The 23,975-nt window shown below is 50.5% G+C and carries 21 protein-coding genes; 12 read left to right on the forward strand and 9 right to left on the reverse strand.

Going from position 1 to position 23,975, the window contains the following annotated elements:
• Window positions 1-91 precede the first annotated feature (91 nt).
• Window positions 92-2,188 (reverse strand): cation:proton antiporter, encoded by a 2,097-nt coding sequence (locus tag H6G45_RS01100; protein ID WP_190595776.1) that lies wholly within the window; start codon window positions 2,186-2,188, stop codon window positions 92-94.
• Between the two features lie 38 nt (window positions 2,189-2,226).
• On the opposite strand from H6G45_RS01100, the gene H6G45_RS01105 reads away from it, so the two are divergent.
• Together H6G45_RS01105 and H6G45_RS01110 are read left to right on the forward strand one after the other, a co-directional pair.
• Complete coding sequence (locus tag H6G45_RS01105; protein ID WP_242017990.1) at window positions 2,227-2,949, forward strand: hypothetical protein; 723 nt, start codon at window positions 2,227-2,229, stop codon at window positions 2,947-2,949.
• Between the two features lie 141 nt (window positions 2,950-3,090).
• The gene (locus H6G45_RS01110) at window positions 3,091-3,729 is read left to right on the forward strand and encodes a histidine phosphatase family protein (protein WP_190595779.1); all 639 of its coding nucleotides are present in this window, start codon (window positions 3,091-3,093) and stop codon (window positions 3,727-3,729) included.
• Here the strand turns inward: H6G45_RS01110 and H6G45_RS01115 are convergent.
• Window positions 3,726-3,914 (reverse strand): hypothetical protein, encoded by a 189-nt coding sequence (locus tag H6G45_RS01115; protein ID WP_190595781.1) that lies wholly within the window; start codon window positions 3,912-3,914, stop codon window positions 3,726-3,728. The genes H6G45_RS01110 and H6G45_RS01115 overlap by 4 nt on opposite strands.
• On the opposite strand from H6G45_RS01115, the gene H6G45_RS01120 reads away from it, so the two are divergent.
• From H6G45_RS01120 to H6G45_RS01130, 3 genes are read left to right on the forward strand one after another with little or no spacing between them, the layout of a single operon-like run.
• Window positions 3,906-4,580, forward strand: coding sequence for a response regulator transcription factor (locus H6G45_RS01120; protein ID WP_190595783.1), 675 nt, complete (start codon window positions 3,906-3,908; stop codon window positions 4,578-4,580). The genes H6G45_RS01115 and H6G45_RS01120 overlap by 9 nt on opposite strands.
• A gap of 4 nt (window positions 4,581-4,584) precedes the next feature.
• Window positions 4,585-5,238: a DUF1361 domain-containing protein gene (locus H6G45_RS01125; RefSeq protein WP_190595785.1), complete on the forward strand. Its 654-nt coding sequence runs from the start codon at window positions 4,585-4,587 to the stop codon at window positions 5,236-5,238.
• Window positions 5,239-5,259: 21 nt separating this feature from the next.
• Window positions 5,260-6,582: a deoxyguanosinetriphosphate triphosphohydrolase gene (locus H6G45_RS01130; protein ID WP_190595787.1), complete on the forward strand. Its 1,323-nt coding sequence runs from the start codon at window positions 5,260-5,262 to the stop codon at window positions 6,580-6,582.
• A gap of 244 nt (window positions 6,583-6,826) precedes the next feature.
• On the opposite strand, the gene H6G45_RS01135 is transcribed toward H6G45_RS01130, so the two are convergent.
• Both H6G45_RS01135 and metG read right to left on the reverse strand, forming a co-directional pair.
• Window positions 6,827-7,432: an NYN domain-containing protein gene (locus tag H6G45_RS01135; RefSeq protein ID WP_190595789.1), complete on the reverse strand. Its 606-nt coding sequence runs from the start codon at window positions 7,430-7,432 to the stop codon at window positions 6,827-6,829.
• Between the two features lie 145 nt (window positions 7,433-7,577).
• Window positions 7,578-9,176 (reverse strand): methionine--tRNA ligase, encoded by a 1,599-nt coding sequence (gene metG / locus H6G45_RS01140; protein ID WP_190595791.1) that lies wholly within the window; start codon window positions 9,174-9,176, stop codon window positions 7,578-7,580.
• Window positions 9,177-9,562: 386 nt separating this feature from the next.
• On the opposite strand from metG, the gene H6G45_RS01145 reads away from it, so the two are divergent.
• Together H6G45_RS01145 and H6G45_RS01150 are read left to right on the forward strand one after the other, a co-directional pair.
• A complete protein-coding gene (locus tag H6G45_RS01145) occupies window positions 9,563-10,381 on the forward strand; it encodes a carbon-nitrogen hydrolase family protein (protein WP_190595793.1) in 819 nt (272 codons plus the stop codon).
• Between the two features lie 514 nt (window positions 10,382-10,895).
• Window positions 10,896-11,114 carry a hypothetical protein gene (locus tag H6G45_RS01150; RefSeq protein ID WP_228024013.1) on the forward strand — a complete coding sequence of 73 codons (219 nt, stop codon included), beginning with the start codon at window positions 10,896-10,898 and terminating at the stop codon, window positions 11,112-11,114.
• Window positions 11,115-11,132: 18 nt separating this feature from the next.
• Here H6G45_RS01150 and dacB read toward each other — a convergent pair whose 3' ends face one another.
• Window positions 11,133-12,581, reverse strand: coding sequence for a D-alanyl-D-alanine carboxypeptidase/D-alanyl-D-alanine-endopeptidase (dacB, locus tag H6G45_RS01155; protein ID WP_190595795.1), 1,449 nt, complete (start codon window positions 12,579-12,581; stop codon window positions 11,133-11,135).
• Window positions 12,582-12,595: 14 nt separating this feature from the next.
• Window positions 12,596-13,216, reverse strand: a complete 621-nt coding sequence (locus H6G45_RS01160) for a VWA domain-containing protein (protein WP_190595797.1) — start codon at window positions 13,214-13,216, stop codon at window positions 12,596-12,598.
• 130 nt (window positions 13,217-13,346) lie between these two features.
• On the opposite strand from H6G45_RS01160, the gene H6G45_RS01165 reads away from it, so the two are divergent.
• Both H6G45_RS01165 and menD read left to right on the forward strand, forming a co-directional pair.
• Window positions 13,347-15,410: a protein phosphatase 2C domain-containing protein gene (locus tag H6G45_RS01165; RefSeq protein ID WP_190595799.1), complete on the forward strand. Its 2,064-nt coding sequence runs from the start codon at window positions 13,347-13,349 to the stop codon at window positions 15,408-15,410.
• Window positions 15,403-17,190, forward strand: a complete 1,788-nt coding sequence (gene menD, locus H6G45_RS01170; protein ID WP_190595802.1) for a 2-succinyl-5-enolpyruvyl-6-hydroxy-3-cyclohexene-1-carboxylic-acid synthase — start codon at window positions 15,403-15,405, stop codon at window positions 17,188-17,190. The genes H6G45_RS01165 and menD overlap by 8 nt, the downstream gene beginning before the upstream one ends.
• Here the strand turns inward: menD and dusB are convergent.
• Window positions 17,149-18,180 carry a tRNA dihydrouridine synthase DusB gene (gene dusB / locus H6G45_RS01175; RefSeq protein WP_190596023.1) on the reverse strand — a complete coding sequence of 344 codons (1,032 nt, stop codon included), beginning with the start codon at window positions 18,178-18,180 and terminating at the stop codon, window positions 17,149-17,151. The genes menD and dusB overlap by 42 nt on opposite strands.
• A 194-nt stretch (window positions 18,181-18,374) precedes the next feature.
• Here dusB and H6G45_RS01180 point away from each other — a divergent pair, with 194 nt between their 5' ends.
• Window positions 18,375-19,769, forward strand: coding sequence for an ABC transporter substrate-binding protein (locus H6G45_RS01180; RefSeq protein ID WP_190595804.1), 1,395 nt, complete (start codon window positions 18,375-18,377; stop codon window positions 19,767-19,769).
• Window positions 19,770-19,837: 68 nt separating this feature from the next.
• Here the strand turns inward: H6G45_RS01180 and H6G45_RS01185 are convergent, their stop codons facing one another.
• Together H6G45_RS01185 and H6G45_RS01190 are read right to left on the reverse strand one after the other, a co-directional pair.
• A complete protein-coding gene (locus H6G45_RS01185; RefSeq protein WP_190595806.1) occupies window positions 19,838-21,319 on the reverse strand; it encodes a site-2 protease family protein in 1,482 nt (493 codons plus the stop codon).
• Between the two features lie 152 nt (window positions 21,320-21,471).
• The gene (locus H6G45_RS01190; protein WP_190595808.1) at window positions 21,472-22,929 is read right to left on the reverse strand and encodes a folate/biopterin family MFS transporter; all 1,458 of its coding nucleotides are present in this window, start codon (window positions 22,927-22,929) and stop codon (window positions 21,472-21,474) included.
• 398 nt (window positions 22,930-23,327) lie between these two features.
• Here H6G45_RS01190 and H6G45_RS01195 point away from each other — a divergent pair, with 398 nt between their 5' ends.
• The gene (locus H6G45_RS01195) at window positions 23,328-23,642 is read left to right on the forward strand and encodes a DUF2499 domain-containing protein (RefSeq protein WP_190595809.1); all 315 of its coding nucleotides are present in this window, start codon (window positions 23,328-23,330) and stop codon (window positions 23,640-23,642) included.
• Window positions 23,597-23,968, forward strand: a complete 372-nt coding sequence (locus H6G45_RS01200; RefSeq protein ID WP_190596024.1) for a DUF3593 domain-containing protein — start codon at window positions 23,597-23,599, stop codon at window positions 23,966-23,968. The genes H6G45_RS01195 and H6G45_RS01200 overlap by 46 nt, the downstream gene beginning before the upstream one ends.
• Window positions 23,969-23,975: the final 7 nt, after the last annotated feature.

The raw sequence follows: 23,975 nt of genomic DNA on the forward strand, positions 1-23,975 counted from the left end.
TGCCTTTTTGCTAGGAAGATTTTACGTAGATATATGACTCTGGCAGTTTTTGAGAATAACTTTCACCCCCGATGGTTACCCCAGTAAAAATTTAAGCGTAGGGATCACCAAACAAAACGAAGGAACTGGTAATTTCCCGCAAAATTTTATCGGTGACTTCCCCCAGGGCCACTCCCCCCACCGATCGCCTTCGGAAAGAACGGAGCACAACCAGGTCAAAGGTGTGGGAAACCCGGACTAGTACCTTAGCGGCATCGTCATGGCAAATAACTTTAATGGGATATTCTGCTGTGGCCTGGCACTGGTCTAAAAACCGTTCCATTTCCGTTTTAAATGCTTGCACCTGTTGTGGGGATGTGTTGTGGGGACAAACATGGAGCAGGGTGACAATGGCTCCATTGGTTTCCGCCAAGCGCTGGGTGAACTGGAATAGTTCCAAGGTTTGGGGAGTGAGATTTTTAATGGGGAAAAGAATGCGATGGAAAGAATGGGGGTCGGACAGAAGTCGCATCACCGCCACCGGACAATGGGCCGACCAAAACACACTATCGATGGTGCTGCCAAACAATTTAGCTCGTAAACCAAGGGACTGCTGACTCCAACCCATGATGATCAGATCGGCATTTTTTTCCCTCGCTGTGTGGCTAATGGCCCGGGCCACATCGTCATCAATGCGCAGGGCTGGGTGGGCATCTACTTTCAGGGTGGTGGCCAGTTCTGTGGCCTGTTGCAATAACAGTTCGTTTCGGGTCAGCCTTCTATTCAGCCCCGGGTCATCCATGTGCACTGGTGCTTTGGCGATCGCCAAGGGAATTACCACGCCACTTTCATGGCGGGCGATCAGGGCTCCCATTTCCAACAAATAGCTCAGGGTTTGGGGATTCTGGGTGGGCACTAGAACCGTAAAGGTGGAAGCTTTGGGGGGCACCAGGGTAATTTCGCCATTTTCCCCCGGTAAGGCCGAGTCATCTTCGAGGTTAGAGAGACTATTGGGGGGCGGAATTTTGGTGGCAAACTTGGCTGTCATCAGGGGGCCAATGATGGACGTGATCAGCATCAGCACAATGATGGTGTTCAATACCGTTTCCGACACCAGGCGATCGCCAGAGGCATTAATGGCTTGATAACCGGCCACCGCCGCCGCCAATGTGGCCGCCACCTGGGGAATGGAAAGGGACCACATGGTTAGACCCTCGGCCCAGGTATAGCCCAATTTCAGTTGGGCCAGGATAGCCGCCACCCCCTTGGAGATGATCAACCCGCCCACAATGGCCACCACCAGGGGAAACAAGGTGGTGAGGGTGACCATAAAGGCCGGTAAATCCAACAACAGCCCAATGCCAATAAAGAAAAAGGGAATGAATAGGGTAGTTCCTAAAAACTCGACTTTTTCCTTGACTGGCCCTTTGCCCAACACATCGTTCACCGCCAGCCCGGCCAGGAAGGCTCCAACAATTTTATCCACATTGATCAATTCCGAGCCCACGGAAGCAAGGAACACCGCCAACAGTACGAAGAGAAATTGATTACTCTGCTCATCCCCGGTACGACGAAAATATTCCTTCCCTGCCCAATCAAAGCCGACTAACACCAAGGCACTGTAGCCGGCGATCGCCACCAACTGCACCACCAAACCCGCCGGGGAAAAACTACCACTGTGGATGGAAATACAGATGGCCAAAACTAACAGAGCGGCAATATCAGTGAAAATGGTGGCCCCGATGGTGACCATCACTGCCTGATTTCGCACAATGCCCAACCGCTGCACAATGGGGTAGCCCAACAGGGTATGGGAAGCAAATAGGGACCCCATCAACACAGAAGCATTCAGGGAATAGCCAAAAAGTTGACCCACGGCCAACCCCGTCAGTAAAGGAATGGCAAAGGTGAGGCAACCATAGAGCAAAGAACGGTTGCGGGTGCGGCGGAAGTCCACCATATCAATTTCCAATCCCGCCACAAACATCAGATAAATTTTGCCAATGTCGGTAAAGAGCTTGATGCTTTCCGAATCCTGATCTAATATTCCTAGACCACTTTTGCCCAGCACAATGCCAGCGAACAAAAGTCCCACCAATCCTGGTAACTTGAGACGCTCAAAAATTGGCGGCAGAATCAGGGTCACCAATAATAGAATGGTGAAGTCGATTAAAGGATTACTCGGAATTGGTGCGAATAAGCCATCCATAAAGTGGGTGGAGATTGTTTAGGTCATAGGCAGGAGCCATGGGCATCATCATACCGTTCCGGCTCCCGATCGCCATTTCTAGTCCGTTGGCCCTTCTCGCCCTAGCCATTGTTTCAGCTTTCCCCTTTGTCCCCATGCCCAAACAGTATTTTTTCTCTGTCGGCCGATTTTCCTGCACTGCACTGGCCTCTGCCATTGTTAGTGTTGTGGTCGGAACCCTGGCCATGGCCTCCCCGGCGATCGCCTTAGATTGCGCCGAGATGGGAGAACTAGCCCAGTACGATTCCCGCTGTTGGGAAAGTTTGCCCCCCACCATGGCCCCCAAAGCAGGTAACAGTAGTCCTAGTAGCCCTCTTAGTGGTGGTCTTGGGGCAACGTTGGGCAATGGATTGCAAGCTTTTCAGGGCACCTGGAAATTCGATTACGAAAAAACCATGGCAGACTACCGGCAAAGCCCTGAATACAAACCAGAGGAAGACATCGAAGCGCTGTCCGGACTGCTCAACTTTATGTTTGGCATGGTCTCCCTCAAAATTGCCGGGAACCAGTTACAGATGAGCGTTGCCGGTACCGGGGAAGTTACCACCATCGACTGTCAAGTGAACTCTAGTACCACCACTGTGGTCATAGCCGAATGCACCAAAGAAGGTGACACCAAAACGATTAAATTTGAAAATGTTTTGCCGGGACAGTACATGAAATTTGGTGCAGTGGGGGAAAACGATTGCCCCTACTGTGTTTGGCGTCGGGTGGGGCCATAGTTGAATCATGGCAACTATTCTTCCCTTGACATGAACCGGAAGCCTCGCTAACAATCTTGCCGGGATTGGGGCTAGTTAACTCCAAGCCAGTGGGTGAACCAGAACCCAGTCCAAACTATCTCCAAAAATCCATCAGCTATTATGACCCTTAATCTCTATTTTCTCCGCCATGGCGAAACCACTTCTAGCCAAACAGGGACTTTTTGCGGCCGCCTGGACATTGACCTCACTAGCCATGGCTATCAAATGGCCCACCAATTTGCCGAAGCTTACAAGGATGTTCATTGGACGGCTATTTTTGCCAGCCCCCTACACCGCACCATGGCCACGGCAACTCCCCTGAGTGAGCTGATCAATGTACCCATCCAAAAACGGGACGGCCTGAAGGAAATTGCCTACGGCGAATGGGAAGGGAAAACCCCGGCGGAAGTGAATCAAGAATTTCACGATGACTATGTCCGTTGGCTGGCGGATCCGGGTTGGAATGCTCCTTCTGAGGGAGAAAAGGGCATTGATATCGCCCGTCGTAGCTCTGAGGTGCTAGAGGAAATCGAACAAACTTTCACCGACGGTAATGTGTTGGTGGTATCTCATAAGTCCACCATCCGCATTATGCTCTGTAGTCTGTTGGGCATTGACATCGGCCGTTTTCGAGACCGTATCGGTATGCCCGTGGCGGCGGTGAGTATTATCACCATGTCTAAGCACGGCCCCTTGATCGAAGTGATGGGCGATCGCTCCCACCTCAACCAAGACCTGCGCGATCGTTACGGCACTTAGAAAGTATCAAATAGAGAATTAAATTCGTTGGCCGCTGCCCCAAGACAGAGTTTTTCTGTGCCATGGTTTTGAGCAGTTGCAGCTTTTTGAGCCCTTTCCCCTGGCCCAACCCAGGTTAAAATCCGCAGCGGGGGCAGTACGATGAACATATTTGCTATGCGATCGCCTAGTTTGCCATGAGTCACCGTGTTCTAGTTGTGGAAGAGGAAGAAAAGTTAGCCCGATTTATGGAGTTGGAACTCAAATATGAAGGCTACGATGTCAGTGTGGCTAGGGATGGTCTGAAGGGCCTTACCCAAGCCCAGGAATTTCCCCCCGATTTAATCATTGTGGACGCAGCCCTACCAGGGCTGTCTGGAGCGGAGCTATGCCGACGACTACGGCAGATGGGCAGTCGCATTCCTGTTATCCTGATCACAGCCAAGGACGACGTGGAAGAAAGGGTGATGGGGCTTGATGCCGGTGCCGATGACTACATTGTCAAACCCTTTAACTCCGATGAGTTTTTTGCCCGCATCCGGGTGCAATTGCGTCGTACCCACACGGCTAGCGATGAAGTGCTGCAATTTGCCGATCTACGCTTCAATCGCAGTACAAGGGAAATTCAACGGGGCGATCGCCTGATTGATCTCACTGCCAAGGAGTTTGAGCTTTTGGACTATCTCCTCTCCCATGCCCGCCAGGTGTTGACCAGGGAACAAATTTTGGAACGGGTCTGGGGCTACGATTTTATGGGGGATTCCAACATCATTGAAGTTTATATCCGTTACCTACGGTTGAAGTTGGAGGCGGCGGGGGAACCCCGTTTAATTCAGACAGTGCGGGGGGTGGGCTACGTGCTAAGGGATTAGGAGTATGGAACTAATCATTTCCTGGCTACGGGTGTCTTGGCAGGTGTTGGCCATCAATGGCGATCGCATTGCCTGGAACACTTTTTTGGCTGTTATTCCCCTGGTGCTCAGTGTTTGGTTATTCCGTTGGCATAATCCCCAACGCCAACCATGGCCCCGATCGCCACTATGGTGGGTAATTTTTGCGGTATTTATCGCCTTTTTGCCCAATGCCCCTTACATTTTGACCGACATTATCCATTACTTCCAACTGGTGCGGCGGGGAGTGCCGGAAAGCATTATGGTATTCACCGTGACGCCCCAATTTGTGCTGTTTTTAGGCACTGGTTGGCAATGCTACGTCATGTCCCTGCTCAATGCCGGTTATTACCTGGAGCAACGGCAATGGTCAGCCTGGACTTGGCCCATGGAGTTAACGGCCCATCTGTTGTCGGCGATCGGTATTTATCTGGGGCGATTTTTGCGTTTAAACAGTTGGCATGTGGTTACAGACCCCAAAGATGTGGGTCATAATTTGGCCCAAAGCCTTTCCCATCACCGTCCCCTCTTGGCCATTAGCGTCACCGTGGTGATTCTGACCGTTTTTTATTGGTTGACTAAACAGGTTAACCTCGGGTTAGTACTGCGGTGGCAACAGGTTCGTCGCCGTGGTCCATAGGCCAACAAAAATATTAACCCAATGGAATGGCAACAATTACTCTCCCGCAAACGCCTCGGTAAACAACAGTTGGAGGAGCATCAGTTTGAGCGCACCTCTTTCCTCAAAGATTATGACCGCATTGTCTATTCCACGGCTTTCCGCCGCCTGAAGGATAAAACCCAGGTTTTTCCCCTATCCAAAAATGCCGATGTCCGCACCCGTCTGATCCACAGTTTGGAGGTGTCCTGTGTGGGTCGTTCCCTAGGGCGTATGGTGGGGGATCAGGTGATTAAACGCCATCAACTCCAGGCGATCGAAGCGGCGGACTTTGGTGATATTCTTTCCGCGGCCTGCCTAGCCCACGACATTGGTAATCCTCCCTTTGGCCATGCCGGGGAAGATGCCATTCAAACCGCTTTTCAAAAATGGTATGCCCGCAAAAATCGCTCCGGTGCCCTGATTAATCCTTTACAAAAAGCTGATTTTGACCGCTTTGAAGGCAATGCCCAGGGCTTTCGTATTTTAACTAAGCTTGGTTTACCCCATCGCCCAGGGGGACTGCAACTAACCTGTGCCACCCTGGCCACCTTTGCCAAATATCCCCGGGAATCATTTATTCCCCAACGCACCCTGGCCCGCCATCCCGGCAAAAGCTTACAAAAATACGGTTTTTTCCAGGCTGAAAAAGATCTATTCACTGAAGTAGCTGAAACGGTGGGTCTCATCCGGCGATCGCCAAAGGTTGCTTGGTGGTGTCGCCATCCCCTCACGTTTTTAATGGAGGCGGCGGACGATCTCTGTTACTCCATTGTCGATTTGGAAGATGGTTTTCACATGGGCTATCTCCCCTTTGGAGCAGTGCAAGATAAATTACAAAGCATTGCTGACATTGAGCTAAACCAATATGAAGGCAGCCCGGCGGAAACCATCAAACGACTGCGAGCTAAGGCCATCAATCGACTGGTGAAGGAAGTAGCCCAAATTTTCCTCGACCATGAACCGGATATTTTAGCGGGGAAATTTGACCAATCCCTAGTGGGGCTAAGTCGTTTTTCCCCTCAACTTAAGGAAATTGAAACCATGACCACCAATGCGGTTTTTCACCATCCCAATGTGGTCAGAATTAAAATTGCTGGCTTTGAAGTCTTGGGGGATCTATTAACTGATTTTCTTACCGCCGTCCTGGAAAAACAACCCCGTCCGAAGGGGAAACTGCTTAAATTTATGTTGCCTCCAGAGCACCAAGTAGCCCCCGATGACGATAACTACAGCAAAATTCTGAAAGTAACTGATTACATTGCTGGTATGACCGATTTGCAAGCCACTCTGCTGTATCAACAACTGCGGGGCATTGCTCTCTAATACTCCCATGCCAGGGTTTCAGATTATGGGCAAAAGCAACTCTGGCAGTTTGGGCTGAAGAGAGCCTGATGCGGGGAAAAATTTCCGCTGACCAGAATTTACACCAAACTGTGCGCCAGAGTAAAACCATGGCCATTTAATTAAAAGTGCGACAAAAGTAAGCATGGAGAAACCCGAATACAAACGCTATAGAATCCGTGATTATTTCAGTCTTATTTAAACGAACACAACTAGGAGTTGGCGGTTAAGTAGATTTTTCCTGGGAGAAAATTGGCAGAGGGTTGACGTTGCGATAGGCACTGTTGGGACGGGGTTGTTTTTGAATTTCCTCCTTAATGCTGTCAAGATCTACATAACGGTCGGAAACATTGATTAAACTGTCGCTGGTCATGGAACGGAGGCTCACCACCTCAATGCGCGCCCCCCGATAACTGACCGCATCAGCCGCATAGGCCAAATCTCCATCTCCACTAACTACCACAGCGGTGTCATAGGAACCCACCAAGGACATCAAGTCCACAGCAATTTCCACGTCTAGGTTGGCCTTTTTAGAACCGTCCGGTAATTGCACCAGGTCTTTGGCAATGACTCGGTAACCATTGCGGCGCATCCAAAGCAAAAATCCCTGTTGTTTTTCGTTACTGCGGTCTACCCCGGTGTAGAAAAAAGCCCGCAATAGTCGGGAGCCCCCCGTTAAACAGTGCAGTAATTTGGTGTAATCAATTTCAATGCCTAGTTGCAAGGCTGCGTAAAAAAGATTGGAACCATCAATAAAAATGGCCACCCTGCCCCGGTTTTCTAATAACTGATCCGGTGTAAACAGTGCATCCTGTTCAAAGTCCTCAAACATGGTGTTCCTAAATAATTAAGTCGTGATTTAAAGGGGTTTTTTAAAAAAAATTCAAAGGGAAAAAGCGGAAAAGTGATAAAAATGTTAATTTTTGTTAAAAAATCTTCAAAAGATTGAAGTTGACCTAGGGGGTCAGCTTTTGATTCTACTCCTCTGCCGGTAACTCCAGTTTGGTAAAAATAGGCTGGGCCGGGGGCAGATTTTGATTCGCACATAGTTGGCCCCAGGATTGGTGACGGTTGAATTCTTCCGCTTGCTCCAACGGCGATCGCCACTGGTCAAAATCCCAGGTGAAACCCAATTGTTGATAAATTTTGGTGCTCAGGCGGGGAACAATGGGGGAAAGGAGATAGGCCGAGAGCCGAATGGACTCCAAGACGCTGTACAGCACATCTTCCACTTCCTTCTGACTGCCCTGTTTAAATAACTTCCAGGGAGCCATGTCGTCGATGTATTTATTGCCAGCCCTCACTAAGGTAAAAATTGCCTCACAGGCATCGGTGAAGGACAGTCTTTCATAGGCACTGCTCACCTGTTCCCCCAAATGACTGCCTAGGGCTTTGAGGGGATTATCGGGGGCTAAATCCGTGGCCATTACCTGGGGACCTTGCCCCTGACAGTATTTTTTCACCATGCCCAGGGTGCGATTGAGCAAATTTCCTAAGTCGTTGGCCAAATCGGCATTGAGCACATTGACAAACCGTTGTTCGTTGAAATCCCCATCTTTACCAAACTCAATTTCCTTGAGGAAATAGTAACGAAAAGCATCCTCCCCATAGCGGTTAATTAAGTCCAGGGGATCAACGGTGTTGCCCAAACTTTTACCCATTTTGTGCCCATCTTTGGTGAGAAAGCCATGGCCGAAAACCTGGGCGGGGATCGGTAATTCCGCCGATAGCAACATGGCCGGCCAATAGACCGCATGGAACCGTAAAATATCTTTGCCAATCAAGTGTAAATTGATGGGCCACCATTTGGCCAAGGCGTTAGCTAAACTAGGTTCTTCATCCTCCCCTAAGAGAGCGGTGACATAGCCTAGTAGGGCATCAAACCAAACGTAAATAGTATGGTTGGGATCATTGGGGAGGGGGAAACCCCAGTCCAAATTGACCCGGGAAATGGAAAAGTCCTGCAATCCCTGGGCAACAAAATTCAACACTTCATTGCGACGACTACTGGGTTGGATAAATTCCGGTCGTTGGGCGTACAGTTCTTCCAAGGGTTTCTGATAGCGGGAAAGGCGAAAAAAATAGTTTTCCTCATCCCGCCATTCTGCCTTGCGGTTAGGGTGTAGAGGACAATGGTTATCCTCCAATAAATCTCTTTTTTCTTTAAATTCTTCGCAGGCAACACAGTACCATCCCTGTTGTTGGGCCAGATAAATGTCCCCTTTGTCCCAGACCCGTTGAAAAAAGTCTTTGACAATGGCTAAATGGTGGGGATTAGTAGTACGACTAAAGCGGTCGTAACGGATATTGAGCGATCGCCATAGTTCCTTAAACTTGACCACGATATGGTCGCAATGGGTTTGGGGATCAAGGCCTTGAGCTTCGGCGGTACGTTGAATTTTCTGCCCATGTTCGTCGGTGCCGGTGATCATCAACACTTCATAGCCCTGCAATCTTTTGAAGCGGGCCAGGGTATCCGCCACTACTGTAGTGTAGGCACTACCCAAATGGGGCACATCGTTAACGTAGTACAGTGGGGTGGTAACGGAAAAAGTGGGTACGGAAGAATCAAGCATTCGATCAAAAGAAGTTTGTAAAAGTGCCATGGAGAATATTTAGTTTGGTTAACCACCATGCCTAGAATGGTCAACAGTAATGGTTACTTCCCTAAACTCCTGAGGATAGATTCTCAAGGGGGGCTGTTAAGTAAACCTTGTTATTGCCCTTAGAAATTCTTATCAATGAGGTTAAAAATAGATTCTTAAAAATAAATTGAAATTAACAATCTTAAAAAGCGGGGGACTTCAGTTTAGCAAAGGCCAAACTTTAAGGAAGTTTTTCTCCATAATATCTTAAGATGTGAAGCCCTCTTCCTCTTTTTGGGAGCAAGTTCCGTCCCTACACCCGATCAGGATAAAATGAACTGCTAGCCCCCACTGCTTCTTTCTGACAAGGAATTTTCATGAAACCGTATTTAGCCGCTGCCCTGCAAATGACCAGCCGCCCCAACCTAGCCGAGAATTTACAAGAAGCAGAGGAGTTGATCGATTTGGCAGTGCGCCAGGGGGCAGAATTGGTGGGTTTGCCGGAGAACTTTGCTTTTTTGGGCAATGAAACAGACAAACTGGAACAGGCTTCGGCGATCGCCACAGCGACGGAAAAATTTTTGCAGACCATGGCCCAACGTTTCCAGGTGACTATTCTGGCGGGGGGCTTTCCCTTTCCGGTGGCGGGGGAGGCGGGCAAGGCCTATAACACAGCCACTTTAATTGCTCCCAATGGGCAGGAATTGGCCCGCTACCATAAGGTGCATTTATTCGACGTTAATGTGCCCGACGGTAACACCTATTGGGAATCAGCCACGGTGATGGCTGGGCAAAAATATCCCCCGGTGTACCATTCCGATAGCTTTGGTAATTTGGGGCTGTCCATTTGCTACGACGTTCGTTTTCCCGAACTGTACCGTTACCTTTCTCGCCAAGGGGCAGATGTTCTTTTCGTGCCCGCCGCTTTCACTGCCTACACCGGCAAAGACCATTGGCAAGTGTTGCTCCAGGCCCGGGCTATTGAGAATACCTGCTACGTCATTGCCCCAGCCCAAACCGGTTGCCATTACGAAAGACGCCACACCCACGGCCACGCCATGATCATTGATCCCTGGGGAGTGATTCTGGCCGATGCGGGGGAAAAACCAGGCCTGGCGATCGCCGAAATTAACCCCGACCGCCTCAAGCAGGTACGTCAACAAATGCCTTCGTTGCAACACCGGGTATTCGTCTGATGGCTAGTTGCCAGGGCGTTCCTAGGGCCCAAGCGGTGAAGAATGCAGGCACAGAGACTAAAACCGCCTTTTTCGTCATCGTTAACGATTTGTCCTGGGGCAAAAATGAGGAAACCCCATGGGGATCAAGGATTTGAGCCATATTGATTGACCCGTGGCTATTGTCTAGCAAAGCTTAATTAATAGTTAAGAAAACCTGAACAGTCCGAAGGAAGTGTTAGTTTTTGGATCTTAGCTGGGTCGCTGCGGCCTAAAAAGTTCACTAGCGGCGTTGTTTTCCTTGGCTGATCATCTAAGCCAGCGAAGGGTCTACGCGGCGGAAATGGACTTGACCGCCATGGGGATCAGCGCTAACTGCCACTGGGAGTAATTTTTTCTTTTCCCTAACTACAACTGTATAACTGTGCTTTATTTTACAAATCTTACAGGAATTTTATCGTTTTTTACCGCCGCAATTTGACCTGTTGGACTTGATTTTTAACAAACCCTCTTTAAGTATCCTTAAGCAATCACCATGATCATGTATCACCGACCGATCCAAGCTCCCCAAATCCTTACCAAGCAGACTATCCATTGCCCCAATTGCGGAAACCATGCCGTCCGTCAGCAATGCCTAATTGAAAAGGAAATTGTCACTGAAACCGCTTGTCCCGTGTGTGACTACCTCTTGGTCAATTGCCACCGTACCGGCAGAGTGGTGGATTCTTACCTTTGTTTAAATACGAGGCGTTAGTAACTAATAGTCATGGGTTCATTGACCATTGGGCTGACACTTTTCCACCTGGGCAGTCCAAAGTACCATCTGCTTCATTGCTTCCCGTAGCACAGCAGCCCCTAGATCACTGTTGTTGACCATAAAACTGAATGCCACTGGGCCCCAATGGTCGTTTCCCACATAGCCCGTGAGGGAAACTACCCCTGTGAGGGTGCCTGTTTTGCCCCGCATTTTGCCCACCAGGGGAGTATCGGCGAAACTCCGCTCCAGGGTGCCCGATCGCCCGGCCACGGCAAGGGATTGTTGGTAAATTGTCCCCGTTGACCGTTGGGTTTGATTTATCAAAAGTTGTACTAGGGTTTGGGGTGTGACCAAATCCTGGCGGGACAGTCCTGAGCCATCCCGTAGTCTAACCGTAGTGGGGGCTAGACCAAGCCTTTCTAAGTAGGACTGCCAATTGGTGTCAGAGGAGGGCAGTTGGATGGCGTTGAGCAACGCTTCAGCGTAGAGATTATTGCTGTCTTGGTTGACCGTTTTAATCAGTGCCGATAAAGGAGCAGACGTTAGAGTTAGCACAGGGGCCGGGGCGATCGCCGTGGTGTCGGTGCTCAAGGTTTGGGAGTTGACGGTAATGCCTTGTTCCGCCAACTTTTGTTGCAAACTAGCAAGGAAGTAACCTGGCGGGTCTGCCACGGCCAAGGTAATTTCACGGGGTTCCCCTGCGGGGGGCAGAGCGCCGGTGAGGACCAATTGCCGTTGACCAAAAATTTGTCGAACCTGGGGAGACTGGGCTGGATCAACTTCCGTTTGGGTTTGGTTAATAATCTGCCATTGTTCCCCCGCAATGGAATCGGACCAAGTGGGGGCCAAGGGTTCCCCTAAGTCCTGGGGCGTGAGGGTGAGGCTAACTTGGTTACCGGCCAAAATTGCGCCATTGACAGGGGGAGCATAACCGTAGTGCAAATCATCCCACTCCCAACTGGGGCGTTGGTAATCCTGGGGGGCGATGGCGTCTACTAACACCAATTCTTCAATTACCGTTACCCCCCTATCTTTTAAATTTTTGGCGATCGCCGTCAGGTCTTCCAGGGTCAAGCTGGGGTCCCCGCTAGTGATAATCTGAACTTTTTTACCGCCATCCAGTTGGTAAACCTGAGTGGCAAAGCGAAAATTTGGCCCCAGTTCCTGCAGAGCCATGGCGGTGGTAATTAATTTTTGGTTAGAGGCCGGAATAAAAAGACGATCAGCTTGATATTGGTAAACAGGCTGAGACTCCGTTAAAGGTTGGATGGCAATGCCCCATTGGGCCCGGCCTAAATCCGGTTGTTGTAAATGGGTTGCCAGTTTTTGTCCCAGTTCCGCCGGACAAAGGCGATCGGTCTGGGCCCCTACCCCCGTGGTCAGAAAAAGGAAAAATACCCCCGTCAGTGAGAGCGGCAATAAGCTCAGGTGTTTTTTCCATTGAGACGGCAAAATCAGCACCATGCCTGGGTATTCCCCTAGTCCGTAATTGCCTTGAGCAGCACATCACTCAAACTCATGCCCTGCATATCTTCCATGGTGACGGTATCTACAATGTCAAACTTAGCTCCTGCGGCCTGTAATTGATCGTCTAAAGCCTGGAAAAAGGCTGTGGCTTTTTTATCGTTGCCCACCTGAATGAGGGAAATACCCAATTCCTCGTCCCGGTCAATTTTTTGGCTCGCTTCCAAAATTAAACGGATCACCGCTTTACGATCGGTGGGTTCACCGTCGGTGATGATCAAAAAAGTTTCTCCGTTGGGCTTAGTTTGCCCCGCCTGGCGTCGCTGAAAGAAATTATCCAAACCATCCTTGAGGGCACTGGCAAGATCTGTGCGTCCCATGGGTTCGTTGTTAGCATAAATATAAGCAACTTTCTGGGCCGTAACATTGTCATAACGACGGAAGCGGCCGGAGAATAGGTAAACCGTGATGCCGTCGGGGTCAATTTCTTCGCATTTTTGAGCCAGGGCAATGGTCGAAGCTTGGGCTATTTCCCAGCGAGTGGGGCCATTGGGATCATCAGCGGTGGCCATGCTACTGCTTTTATCGATCATTAGGGTATAGTCTCGGTTTTCGATGACAGCTTCAGCGCTCATAATCCTCTTGGGTCAATTTTGCAAACAATGGCAGTTTTTTCTCTTTTAGCCTATTACAACTTTTTGGAAATGTTCTTAAGATTGCATATTTCCTTAAAATTAATCAGAAATTTGTTAGAGGGGTAATGCCGTGCCGACCGTTCACTGCTCCAACCGCGATTGTCAAGCCCCCAATGACCTAGGCGATCGCCTGTGCAAAACCTGCCAGACCCCTCTGCTGAAACGCTATCTGTGGTCGGTGGGCGATTGGATCAAGGCCTATCAACCGGGGGAATTGTTACTGGACCGTTATCTGTTGGTGCGGCCCCAAGTGTTGTTGGACACTACTCCAGCCCTGGGAGTGGACGGGCCAGAGGAAATCCCGGATCATATTTTGCCCTACCAAAAGCTTTTGCCCTTTCGTCTCAATGTGCCGGAAGTGTATGACTATTTTCCCAGTTGGGACGAAGAAAAGGATTTATCGGTCTGGCTGTTGGACTATGGCTCGGTGCCCCTAGATGAGACGGGGGAACCTCTCCATGACCGTTTATTGCCTTCCCTGGGGGAAATGTGGGAGCAAGCTTCACCCCTACAACAGTTAACTTGGCTCTGGCAAATGATTCGTCTTTGGCAACCGTTACAAAGGCAGGGGGTGGTGTCTAGCCTATTGGAATTTGACTGGTTGAGGGTGCAGGGCCCCCAAATTTTTCTCCAGCAGTTGCAGCTAGATGAGCACCAATTTTATGAAACCAAATATTTAGCCGGGGTGTGGGAGCCGTTATTGACCAATGCCCATCCGGCGATCGCCGATTTTTGTCAGACCCTGTGGCAAAGGCTAAAACAGGGCAAAATTCCCCACGCGGACTACCTGTTGCGGGTGTTGGACACGGGCATTCAATCCTTGGCAGAGCAGTATGATTTTAGCTATACAGTGTTTGCCCAAACCGATGGGGGCCCCAGTCGAGACCATAATGAAGACGCCTGTTTTCCCGTCAGCGAAACCCCCATAGAAGGGCAACAGTTGGCCAACACCATGACCCTCATTTGTGACGGGGTGGGGGGCCAGGAAGGGGGGGAAATTGCTTCCCAATGGGTAATTGATCATTTGCCAATTCGGATTATTTCCAAGATTCAAAAACAGATGAATGAGCCGGACCAAATCCGCAGTTTCATCCAGCATCTCAAGGAAGATATCGAAGAAGTTAACGAGCAACTCAATCGTCGTAATGACCGGGAGGAAAGGGTCGAAAGGGAAAGGATGGGCACCACCCTGGTGATGGCCCTGGCGGATTTTCAGCAGTTTTTCCTGGCCAATGTGGGGGATTCCCGTTGCTATTGGCTGACCAAGGATAGCTGTAAGCAGGTGACGGTGGACGATGACGTGGCTTCTAGGGAAGTGCGGCTCGGGTTGATGCTCTATCGCCATGCGGTGGAATTACCCAGATCGGGGGCGTTAACCCAAGCGGTGGGATTGGGGCCAGCGGGGCAACTCCATCCCATTATTCAGCGCTTGATTGTGCCCACGGATTGTCTCTTTTTACTCTGTTCCGATGGCTTCTGTGACAACAATCGGGTAGAGCAGTATTGGCAAGATGATTTTCTGCCGGTGCTCCAAGGCGATCGCCCGATCGCCGAAGCAGTGCCTCGATTGATTGAGTTGGCCAACCAAGTTAACGGCCATGACAATGTTTCTGTTGCCCTTATGCACTGCCAAATTTCTCCCTCCGTCCCTACCCCCACCCAGGCGGAAACGGCCGCCGCCACCGGAGAAGATGAAACTACTCTGGAAGAAGATTTTGCTGGGGATACGGAGTTTGGACTCAAGGCGATCGCCTATCTCGACTTCAGCCAAAAGCCAGTGGCCAGGCCCAAAGAAACGGAACCGGAGCATGCCATTCCCCAACAGGACCCCAAAGAATCATTGGCTTCTCGCCCCTTTGATACCCAGCCGCCCCTACCTCCGGAGGAAATTCCCCTCAATCCTCCCCTAGACCCCCCACCAACAATGGCAAAACAACCGGAGCCAGCCCATCGCTCTGGGGGCTTAGCCGCAAAATTCCTGGCCCTTTCCAAAACCAGCCAGTTGTTAATTGCGGGGGGCATAGTGATTATTATTGCGGCCCTGACGGTGGCGGTGCTTAACCTGGGCCAAGGTAATGGCGAACAAAACCAACCTTCCTCCAGCCTGATTGATTTGAGCGTGGGGCATGGTTGATTTCACTAACCTCAATAGCTTGGCCGCCTCTCTTTTGGTAGAAACCTGTTTCAGACTGGGCCTCCGGCAGGCGGTTATTTGTCCTGGGTCCCGTTCCAGTCCCTTAACGGTGGCCTTGGCTCGCCATGGAGGTATTGACTGTGTAGTTAGTTTGGATGAGCGTTCCGCTAGCTTTTTTGCCTTGGGCCATGGCAAATGCACAGGGCAACCAGTGGCCTTAGTGTGTACTTCCGGTACAGCGGCGGCCAACTTCCTACCCGCAATTATTGAAGCCCATTACAGTCAGGTGCCTTTGTTGGTGCTAACTGGCGATCGCCCCCCGAGATTGCGTCATTGCCGGGCCGGGCAGACCATTGACCAGACCAAGCTCTATGGCCACTACCCCCAGTGGCAAACGGAGTTGGCATTGCCGGAGCCCAACATGGATTATTGTCATTATCTGCGGCAGACCGCCCTCCATGGTTGGCAAAAATGTTTTTGGCCTAGGTTGGGGGTGGTGCATCTCAATTGCCCCTTTGATGAACCTCTAGTGCCCCTGGAACATGGCCCAGAGTCCCTACAAAACCTAGCTGGAGAATTTAACGAGGAGCATTTTTATCGGGGGCTAACAACGTTTGCAGCAATGAATCAGGGAGAAGCGATTTCCTTGCCTTCCAGTTCTGTTACTTCCGCTTTTTCCCCACCCCAGCCGGACTTCAGCCGATTGGGTTTGATCCTGGTGGGAGTTCTGCCCGGTGGTGAAACCCCTGCTTTGCTGACAGATATTTTGGCGATCGCCAGGGCGTTGCAATATCCCGTACTGTGCGATGCCCTTTGCTCTTTGCGTAACTATGACGATGGCCAGACCGCTTTAATTACCAATTATGACTTTCTGATCCGTTGCCCCAGTTGGGCAGAACAGTTAGTGCCAAAGCAAATTATTCAAATTGGTGAATTGCCCACTAGTAAAGCGTTGCGAAATTGGCTCAGCACCATTGATTGTCCCCGTTATATTTTGAACTTCCACGGGGAAAATTTAGACCCTCTGCAAGGACAAACGATTTACTTACCCACCAGCGTTGCCCAGGTAGCGGACTATTTAGATAGCCAGGGATTAACCCCCGATGCAGAACAGAAAAGTTATGCCCATAGTTGGCAGGAAAAACAGCGGCAAAGCCAAACAATTATCATTTCTGCCCTAGCCGATGCCCATACCCCATTAATGGTGGCCAAATTGGCCCATTGCTTAGCGCCTCAAACTAATTTTTTGGTGGCCAATAGTTTGCCTGTGCGCTGGCTGGAATTTTTCTGGCCCGTCAACGGCGATCGCCATCGTATATTTGTTAACCGGGGAGCCAACGGTATTGATGGCACCCTTTCCACCGCCATGGGGATTGCCCACCGTAGCCCAGGGGAGACAGTATTATTAACTGGCGATTTATCCCTATTGCACGACAGCAACGGCTTTTTAAATCAGTCCCAAATGCAGGGTAATTTAACCATTATTTTACTTAATAATAACGGTGGCGGTATTTTCCAAACCCTACCCATTGCCCAATGTGAAGATGTGTTTGAAACCTATTTTGCTACGCCCCAAGGAGTGGATTTTGGACAACTTTGTCGCACCTATGGAGTGGAACACCAAATTATTACTAACCTTTGGGACTTAAAAGAACAATGGCCAAGAAACAATTCCACTTCCATCCGGGTTTTAGAAATAATTGGCGATCGCCGTCAGGAAGCCCAATGGTTAAAATCATTACAGGCACAATTTTCCTGTGCTGATAGCTTGATCCAGTAAATCTTTGCCCTCCTGCACAGAATTGATCTGAAAAAGCTGTTCCCGCAACTGTGCCGCCCCAGGAAAGTCTTTGCAATACCACGCCAAATGTTTCCGGGCTTGGAATAAACCCCGTTGACCTTTATATTCCCAAAGCATTTGCAGATGTTCCTGGGCACAGGTTAATTTTTCCGCCACCGTGGGAGCCCTTCGTTTCTCTCCAGTTTTAAAAAAATGCTCAATTTCCCCCACTAAATAGGGATAACCCAAACTCCCCCGGGAACACATTACCCCGTCTGCCCCGGTTTGTTCTAAACAGGCGATCGCCGCTTCCACCGAAAAAATATCCCCATTGGCAATGACCGGGATTGACAGAGCTTGTTTAACTTTGGCAATCCATTGCCAGCGGGCCTGGCCGTTATAGCCCTGGGCCCTGGTGCGGCCATGGAGGGTCAACATTTGTGCCCCCGCATCTTGCAATCTCTGGGCAAATTCGACAATATTAATTTCCTGATCATCCCAACCGAGGCGGGTTTTGACCGTAACAGGTACATCCACCGCCGCCACCACAGTTTTGACAATGGCTTCGGCTACATCCGGTTGCCGCAGTAAGGAAGAACCGCCCCCTTTTTTAGTGATTTTATTGACCGGACAACCCATGTTAATGTCCACCGATTGGGCTCCCTGGGCCACCGCTTTTTGGGCCGCTGCCGCCATAAAGTCCGGCCGACAGTCAAACAGTTGGATACTGATGGGATTTTCCTGGGGATCAATTTCCATCACCTGGGGCAACGTGCGGAGATGGTGAATTTCCGTGGCGCTGACCATTTCCGTATAGAGCATGGCCTGGGGGGCATAGCGCCGCACTAACCGCCGAAACACCAAGTCCGTCACCCCCGATAAAGGGGATTGGAAGACCCGGCTGTGGAGGGTGAGGGTGCCAATCTGTAATGGTGTTGCCCAGGCGGTGGGGTTAGGAGGATTATTAGGCAAAGAATTAAGGGCCAAAATCTACAAGGAAATGAATCTATCAACAGTATTTTTCCATTTTTCTCGGTCAAAAGGCGATTGCCATTCGCTAACTACAACAACCACAACGGGGGGAAACCATGGGGACAGGGTTGGAGGTCTAGTATGTTGGAAAGAATACCCTTAATACCTACCAAGCTACCTTTGGTTGGTTCCCCCTAAGTGTGAGTGCCAATATGTCCAACAAAAAAGAGATTCCCATTTTAATCGGTGCGTTGTTAGTCACCCTGGGCATTGTCGGAGGAGGAGGATGGTTTTTATTTAACAGAATGAATCCTGCTGCGGTCACTCCTGGGCCTGCCACCACGGTTCCCATGCCGAGGGAATTACAGGCCAATGCCAGCGCCGGGGAAAGGGTGCTTGTTCCCACCATGGACAATGAAACTAAGTTATTTGCGTCCAAGGCGATCGCCGAGGGTAAAAACGCAGAAGCGTTGGCACAATTAACTCAACATTTGGAAAAGTCCCCCAACGATCCTGAAGCCTGGATCTACTTCAACAATTTGCGGGCCTTAGACCATAATCCCCTCCAGATAGCGGTGGTGGCCCCGGTGGGCAGTAGCCTCAATATTGCCCAGGAAATTTTGCGGGGGGCGGCCCAGGCCCAGGAAGAAATCAATCAAAAGGGCGGTATTGACGGTCGTTTTTTGCACATCACCATTATCAATGATGCCAATGACGGCACTTTGGCCCAACAATTTGCCGGAGCTTTGATTAAACAAAATCAAATCCTCGGGGTGGTGGGGCATAATGCCAGCAGTGCCACCCTCAGTGCGGCCTCTACCTACGAAGCGGGGGGATTGGTGCTGGTCAACGCCACTAGCGACGCCAATGGCATTACCAATGTTGGCGACCATATTTTTCGGGTTATTCCCCAGATCAACACCTCCGCCCAAACCCTGGTGCAAAGGGTCAGCCAAGAAGTTGACCGAGTGGCGGTCTGCTACGATTCCAAAGCCCCCGACGGCGTTTCTTTTTACCAAGAATTTACCACCGGTTTGTTGGCCAGCGGCGGCCAGTTAGCCCCCACCGTCTGTGACCTGAGTGAAGCCAATTTCAACAGCCAAGCTAAGATGGCGGAAATTGTTGCCAGTGGGGCCCAGGGATTGCTAATTTTGCCCCACATTGACCGCCTTGATCTTGCTTTCGCCCTGGGTGACGCCAACCGGGGTCGCCTGAAGCTCTATGGCAATAGTCCCCTGTCTACGATTAAAACGTTGGAACAAGGCCGGGGCATGGTGGGTTTAATGGTGGCCATACCCTGGAGTTCCAAAAGTGAGGCCAATCGTCCCTTTGCCGAGGCCGCCCGGAAGTTTTGGGGGGGAGATGTGTCTTGGCGCACGGCGGCTACCTACGATGCAGTTTATACGGTGGCCAACGCCCTGGCCATTGCCCCCAGCCGTCCAGGTTTACAAAAGGCTTTGAAAGAACCGGAATTTGTTTCCAGCACCATCAATGGTGAGGTTAGTTTTTTACCCAATGGCGATCGGGCGGGACAAGCCACTCTAGTGCAAATTAAACCTTCTCCCAGCCATGTCACTGGTTACGACTTTTTCCCCATCAATCGCTAGGGAAATCTCGATGCCGTTGGAAGTTTATGGTTACTGGTCGTCAACTTTGGTTACGGGGTTTTCCTGCCCTATATTTGCAACCATTGGGCTAGGGGGGGAGGCACCGGCAGAAGGATCAAAATCAAAATGGCGATCGCCACAATGCCTAATAAATCCCGGCGATCGTCCAACTCACTGACATCATTTAACGCTGGCTGGTCCCCCACGGGCATGAGCAACAAAATAATTGCCCAGATGAAAAAGTCACTGCGGATAAAAGAAAGTAACACCATCACCACCCTGGTAATTTGCCCCGTCACAATGGCCACCCGTTGCCCCAGCATGGCATGGATAATGTGGCCCCCATCCAACTGGCCAAAGGGCATCAAATTCAACGCCGTTACAATCAAACCAATGTAACCGGCGATCGCCAAAGGATGGAGATCTAGTACTGTGTTCGGCCCCAACTGACTGCCCAACGCCGCCTTACTAATCAGGGTCATCAGGAGAGAAAAGCGATAATCCAAAGCATCAAATCGCAATAGGTTAGTATTGTCCGGCATGGCTGCCACCGTGGACTGGGTCAACCCCCACCACAAAATCGGTAAGCCCACTACCAAACCCCCCAACGGCCCGGCGATCGCCACATCGAATAAAGCTTTACGGTGGGGCACCGGGGACTTCATCTGGATAAAAGCACCAAAGGTGCCCAAAAAGAAGGGAATGGGAATGAAATAGGGCAGAGTAGTGCGGATTTTGTAATGTACCGCCGCCCCATAATGGCTTAGTTCATGGCAGCCCAAAATGGTCAAAATTGCCAAACTGTAGGGTAAACCCACCATTAACGTTTGGATGCCCGCTTGGAGTTTTTCCGGAGTTAAGCCCGCCATTTCTGCCCCTACCATGGTGGTGGTGAACCCAGTCAGTAGCAGTAAAGTTAAGGCTAACCAAGGTTTATGGAGCCTTTCGGCATTATTGGTATTATCTTCTTTCGCCTGGGCTGGGTTAGGTACTAGGGCAAAAAAAGGTTGGCCCTGCAAACTTTCTTGAAATAGCACCAAAAAGCGATCGCCAAAGGCATCTTCCACATTACCCTTGACCCGTTCATAGGCCATTTCCGGTGCCACTTGTAATTTGCCTCGGCACAGAATGGCCTGGGGACGGTAGTCCAATTGCTGGAGGTAATACACTCCCCAGGGAAAACAATCCCGCAAAGATTTTTCTTCCGCCGCATCAATGGGTCGGGGGGCTGGTTCTGATGATTTCTGCTCTGTTCCTTGGGCATTATCGGGGTTAGGGGAAGCGGTAGCCTGGGCCTGTTTATCGGGGACAATGCGACCCTTTTGCACCAGCCACCAGTAGAGCAAAGGACAGACTAAAAACGGCCCCAGCAATAGCAAGGCTGGCAGGGGGGCATCGGGGCCATGGATCATGGCCCAAATTGTCCAGAGGGTGGCCGGGGTCATCAACACCAACCACAATATCCAAATCGGGGTGCGGGTGATGGGGGCGGCATTGCTTTTAACCACAAAATAGGTGATGACAGCAAGGATGAGCAAAAGAAGCCACATTTTTACAAAACTCAGAGGTTACAGGATCACAGCTAGATTCTGGGCGGGGTGGCCTGGATCAGCAAAACAGGCAGTTCGAGGCAAATCAATCCCCTCTCCAGTCTAAGGTATTGCCTCCAGGGGCAAAGCGATGTCGCCCTACTAACCGCAAACTAAGGAAGGCTGGAACTTTTTTCTGGGACAAATTCGGGCAAAAAGTTTTGGTCGCTCAAACTTCCCACCGTATGGTGTTCAAATACTTCCGCCGGGGGCAACACCAGGCGATCGCCAGGGACATCTACGGCCTCCATTGCTTGATTTTCCTGGGGATCTCCCGCGGGCAACAGGCCCAAAAAGGGTAGAGGAAGCAGGGTGGAAAGGTTAGTGATAATTACCAACAAAGCCAAATTATCAAACTGGGTTTCCGTTACTCCCAGCCAATGGGTCAGCAATGATCCCAACTCGAAGGACAATACCCCCGCCAAATTCATCACCGACATCAACAGGGCAAATAGAGTGGCTTCAATGCCCGGTGGACAGAGACGGGCGGCCAGAACCAACACTGGCATAAAAGCAATTTGACCGGTTACGGTGAGAATAATACTGTCCCCCAAACTAAACCAATGGTCATCAATGCCGATGGCTCGGTTAGCGTGGGTAATCAAAATCAGGGTAGTTAACCCTAGGGCACTGGAAATTACCGTACTCCAGCCCATAATTACCCGGAAGGGCAGGGTTTTTAAAAAGCGTTGGTAAAGTCCCACCCCTATCAGTCCGGCTACGCTAGTGACCAAACGCACCCGCCCCAAAAATTCTGGCTCAAAGCCCAACTCGTTGGTGGTGAAATAGAAAAAGGCTGACTCGGCGCTGGGGGTTGCTTGCCAAAAGAAAATAAACAGAGTGGGCAACAGAATGGTTTTTTGGCGCACTGCCTGCCAAACTAATTTAATTTGGGCGCGGGGTTCCGGCTTGCTATCTTCTCCATTAGCAGATGATTCACTAATCAAAAAAGCTGCCCCTACGGTCAGCAAGGGAAAAATGGCAGTGATAGCAAAGACGGTGCGGGTGCTAAACCATTCCAACAAAGCGCCACTGGCATAGGCGGTGATGATGCCCCCCACGGCGGCGGCTCCCCAGGTGAGGGATTGCAAAGATCCCACTTGGGCCAGGGATTCCCGTTGGGCCCGTTCCACCACCAGGGAATCGACAATGACATCGCCGATCGCCACGGATAGAGAAGTAAACAGCAACACTAACCCAGCTTGGGTGCCGCTACCAACCCAGCCCGCAAACAATAGCCAACCGGCACTGCCCATTAACCCCGATAACCACAGGTACGATCTCCGTCGGTAACCGAACAGGGGCACCGTGTCCGACAGTAAACCGAGCACTGGCTTAATAATCCACGGGGCCGCTCCCAAACCAATCAGGGCCCCCATGGCCGCTGGACTCAGCCCTAGTTCATCCTTGAGGAAAAAGCTCACTGCTAAACGGGAAAGCCCCAACACCCCCTGGACAAAGTAAATACTCAGGATGGCCAGCAACTCCCAACTGGGGGCATTGCCCAAAAGCACTTTTTCCCGCAGGAAACGCTTCAAAGGGGTGGAAAATAAAATGGCGATCGGGGTCATAGGTAAGGCAATAAACGGGGTAACTTACTTAATATTTCGTTACGTATTCCCCATGGTAGGACATTTCTTCCAGCCAAGACCCCAGCCCCCTGCATCGATTAGAGTCTTGCATTAAAGGCGATCGCCAGCCATGGGCATTACCCAATCAACCAAATATGCCAAAGTAAGCGTCCTTCCCCTTACCGCCCACCGCCTGGGCTCTCCACCATTAAGGGAAGGGCCGGGTTTCCTTTAACTCCTAATTCTCCCTGCACTATGCTGGAAACGCTTTGCTCCCATTACCTCAAGGTCTCGCTCAAGTTGCTGTCCCCGGTAGGCGATGGCTGGGCGCAGTATTGTCAATTTGTTTTAATTGCCATAATTATTGAGTAAAAACCAGTTATCCAGGATAGCCAATAGTGAATGCTCTCTCAATTCCCACTTGGATGGTCCATGTTTCCAGTGTCATTGAATGGATAGTGGCGATCGCCTTGGTGGGTCGTTATGCCGCAAAGGCCGGTTATGGCCACTGGCGGGCTCTGGCCTGGGGAATGGTGCCAGCGTTGGTGAGTGCGATGTGTGCCTGCACCTGGCATTTCTTTGACAATGCTAGTCAGTTAGATTGGTTAGTGACGCTCCAAGCCCTGACCACTGTGATCGGTAATATTACCCTTTGTCTGGCGGCCTGGTGGATTTATCGTCAATCAGCCCAGCCCTCTGCCCCCAAGCCCTGATGGAACTTAGCCAAATTTTTGCCAAGGAAAACCTCTTTGCCCTTTCCCTTTTTCCCTACCTGGGTTTCCTCTGGTTTCTACGGCGATCGCCCCAAACCCCCAAGCTAGTGCTGGTGGGATTCTATGTTCTATTAGTGTTTGTTTTGGTAACTATTCCCGCAGGGCTCTATGCTGAAAGCCATTACCAAGCCCAGTTGGCCGACGTGGATTGGCTCCATGGCAGTGCGGAAGTATTTTTATCCCTTTCTAACCTGTTGGTTGTCTTTGGTTTTCTCCAGGGGCTAGCCCAACAATCGACGGAGAAGCGGGACAATAGTAGTGGTTAGGCTTACT

This window comes from Synechocystis sp. FACHB-383 (assembly GCF_014698605.1).
GTDB lineage: Bacteria > Cyanobacteriota > Cyanobacteriia > Cyanobacteriales > Microcystaceae > Synechocystis > Synechocystis salina.

What these genes read in the sequence shown, in the direction of transcription:
- H6G45_RS01160 (WP_190595797.1), bottom strand. Translation starts at nt 13,216, where the DNA reads ATGAGCGCTGAAGCTGTCATCGAAAACCGAGACTATACCCTAATGATC.
- dacB (WP_190595795.1), bottom strand. Translation starts at nt 12,581, where the DNA reads ATGGTGCTGATTTTGCCGTCTCAATGGAAAAAACACCTGAGCTTATTG.
- H6G45_RS01125 (WP_190595785.1), top strand. Translation starts at nt 4,585, where the DNA reads ATGGAACTAATCATTTCCTGGCTACGGGTGTCTTGGCAGGTGTTGGCC.
- H6G45_RS01150 (WP_228024013.1), top strand. Translation starts at nt 10,896, where the DNA reads ATGATCATGTATCACCGACCGATCCAAGCTCCCCAAATCCTTACCAAG.
- H6G45_RS01145 (WP_190595793.1), top strand. Translation starts at nt 9,563, where the DNA reads ATGAAACCGTATTTAGCCGCTGCCCTGCAAATGACCAGCCGCCCCAAC.
- H6G45_RS01130 (WP_190595787.1), top strand. Translation starts at nt 5,260, where the DNA reads ATGGAATGGCAACAATTACTCTCCCGCAAACGCCTCGGTAAACAACAG.
- H6G45_RS01100 (WP_190595776.1), bottom strand. Translation starts at nt 2,188, where the DNA reads ATGGATGGCTTATTCGCACCAATTCCGAGTAATCCTTTAATCGACTTC.
- H6G45_RS01105 (WP_242017990.1), top strand. Translation starts at nt 2,227, where the DNA reads ATGGGCATCATCATACCGTTCCGGCTCCCGATCGCCATTTCTAGTCCG.
- menD (WP_190595802.1), top strand. Translation starts at nt 15,403, where the DNA reads ATGGTTGATTTCACTAACCTCAATAGCTTGGCCGCCTCTCTTTTGGTA.
- H6G45_RS01120 (WP_190595783.1), top strand. Translation starts at nt 3,906, where the DNA reads ATGAGTCACCGTGTTCTAGTTGTGGAAGAGGAAGAAAAGTTAGCCCGA.
- H6G45_RS01110 (WP_190595779.1), top strand. Translation starts at nt 3,091, where the DNA reads ATGACCCTTAATCTCTATTTTCTCCGCCATGGCGAAACCACTTCTAGC.
- H6G45_RS01185 (WP_190595806.1), bottom strand. Translation starts at nt 21,319, where the DNA reads ATGTGGCTTCTTTTGCTCATCCTTGCTGTCATCACCTATTTTGTGGTT.
- H6G45_RS01180 (WP_190595804.1), top strand. Translation starts at nt 18,375, where the DNA reads ATGTCCAACAAAAAAGAGATTCCCATTTTAATCGGTGCGTTGTTAGTC.
- H6G45_RS01190 (WP_190595808.1), bottom strand. Translation starts at nt 22,929, where the DNA reads ATGACCCCGATCGCCATTTTATTTTCCACCCCTTTGAAGCGTTTCCTG.
- H6G45_RS01135 (WP_190595789.1), bottom strand. Translation starts at nt 7,432, where the DNA reads ATGTTTGAGGACTTTGAACAGGATGCACTGTTTACACCGGATCAGTTA.
- metG (WP_190595791.1), bottom strand. Translation starts at nt 9,176, where the DNA reads ATGCTTGATTCTTCCGTACCCACTTTTTCCGTTACCACCCCACTGTAC.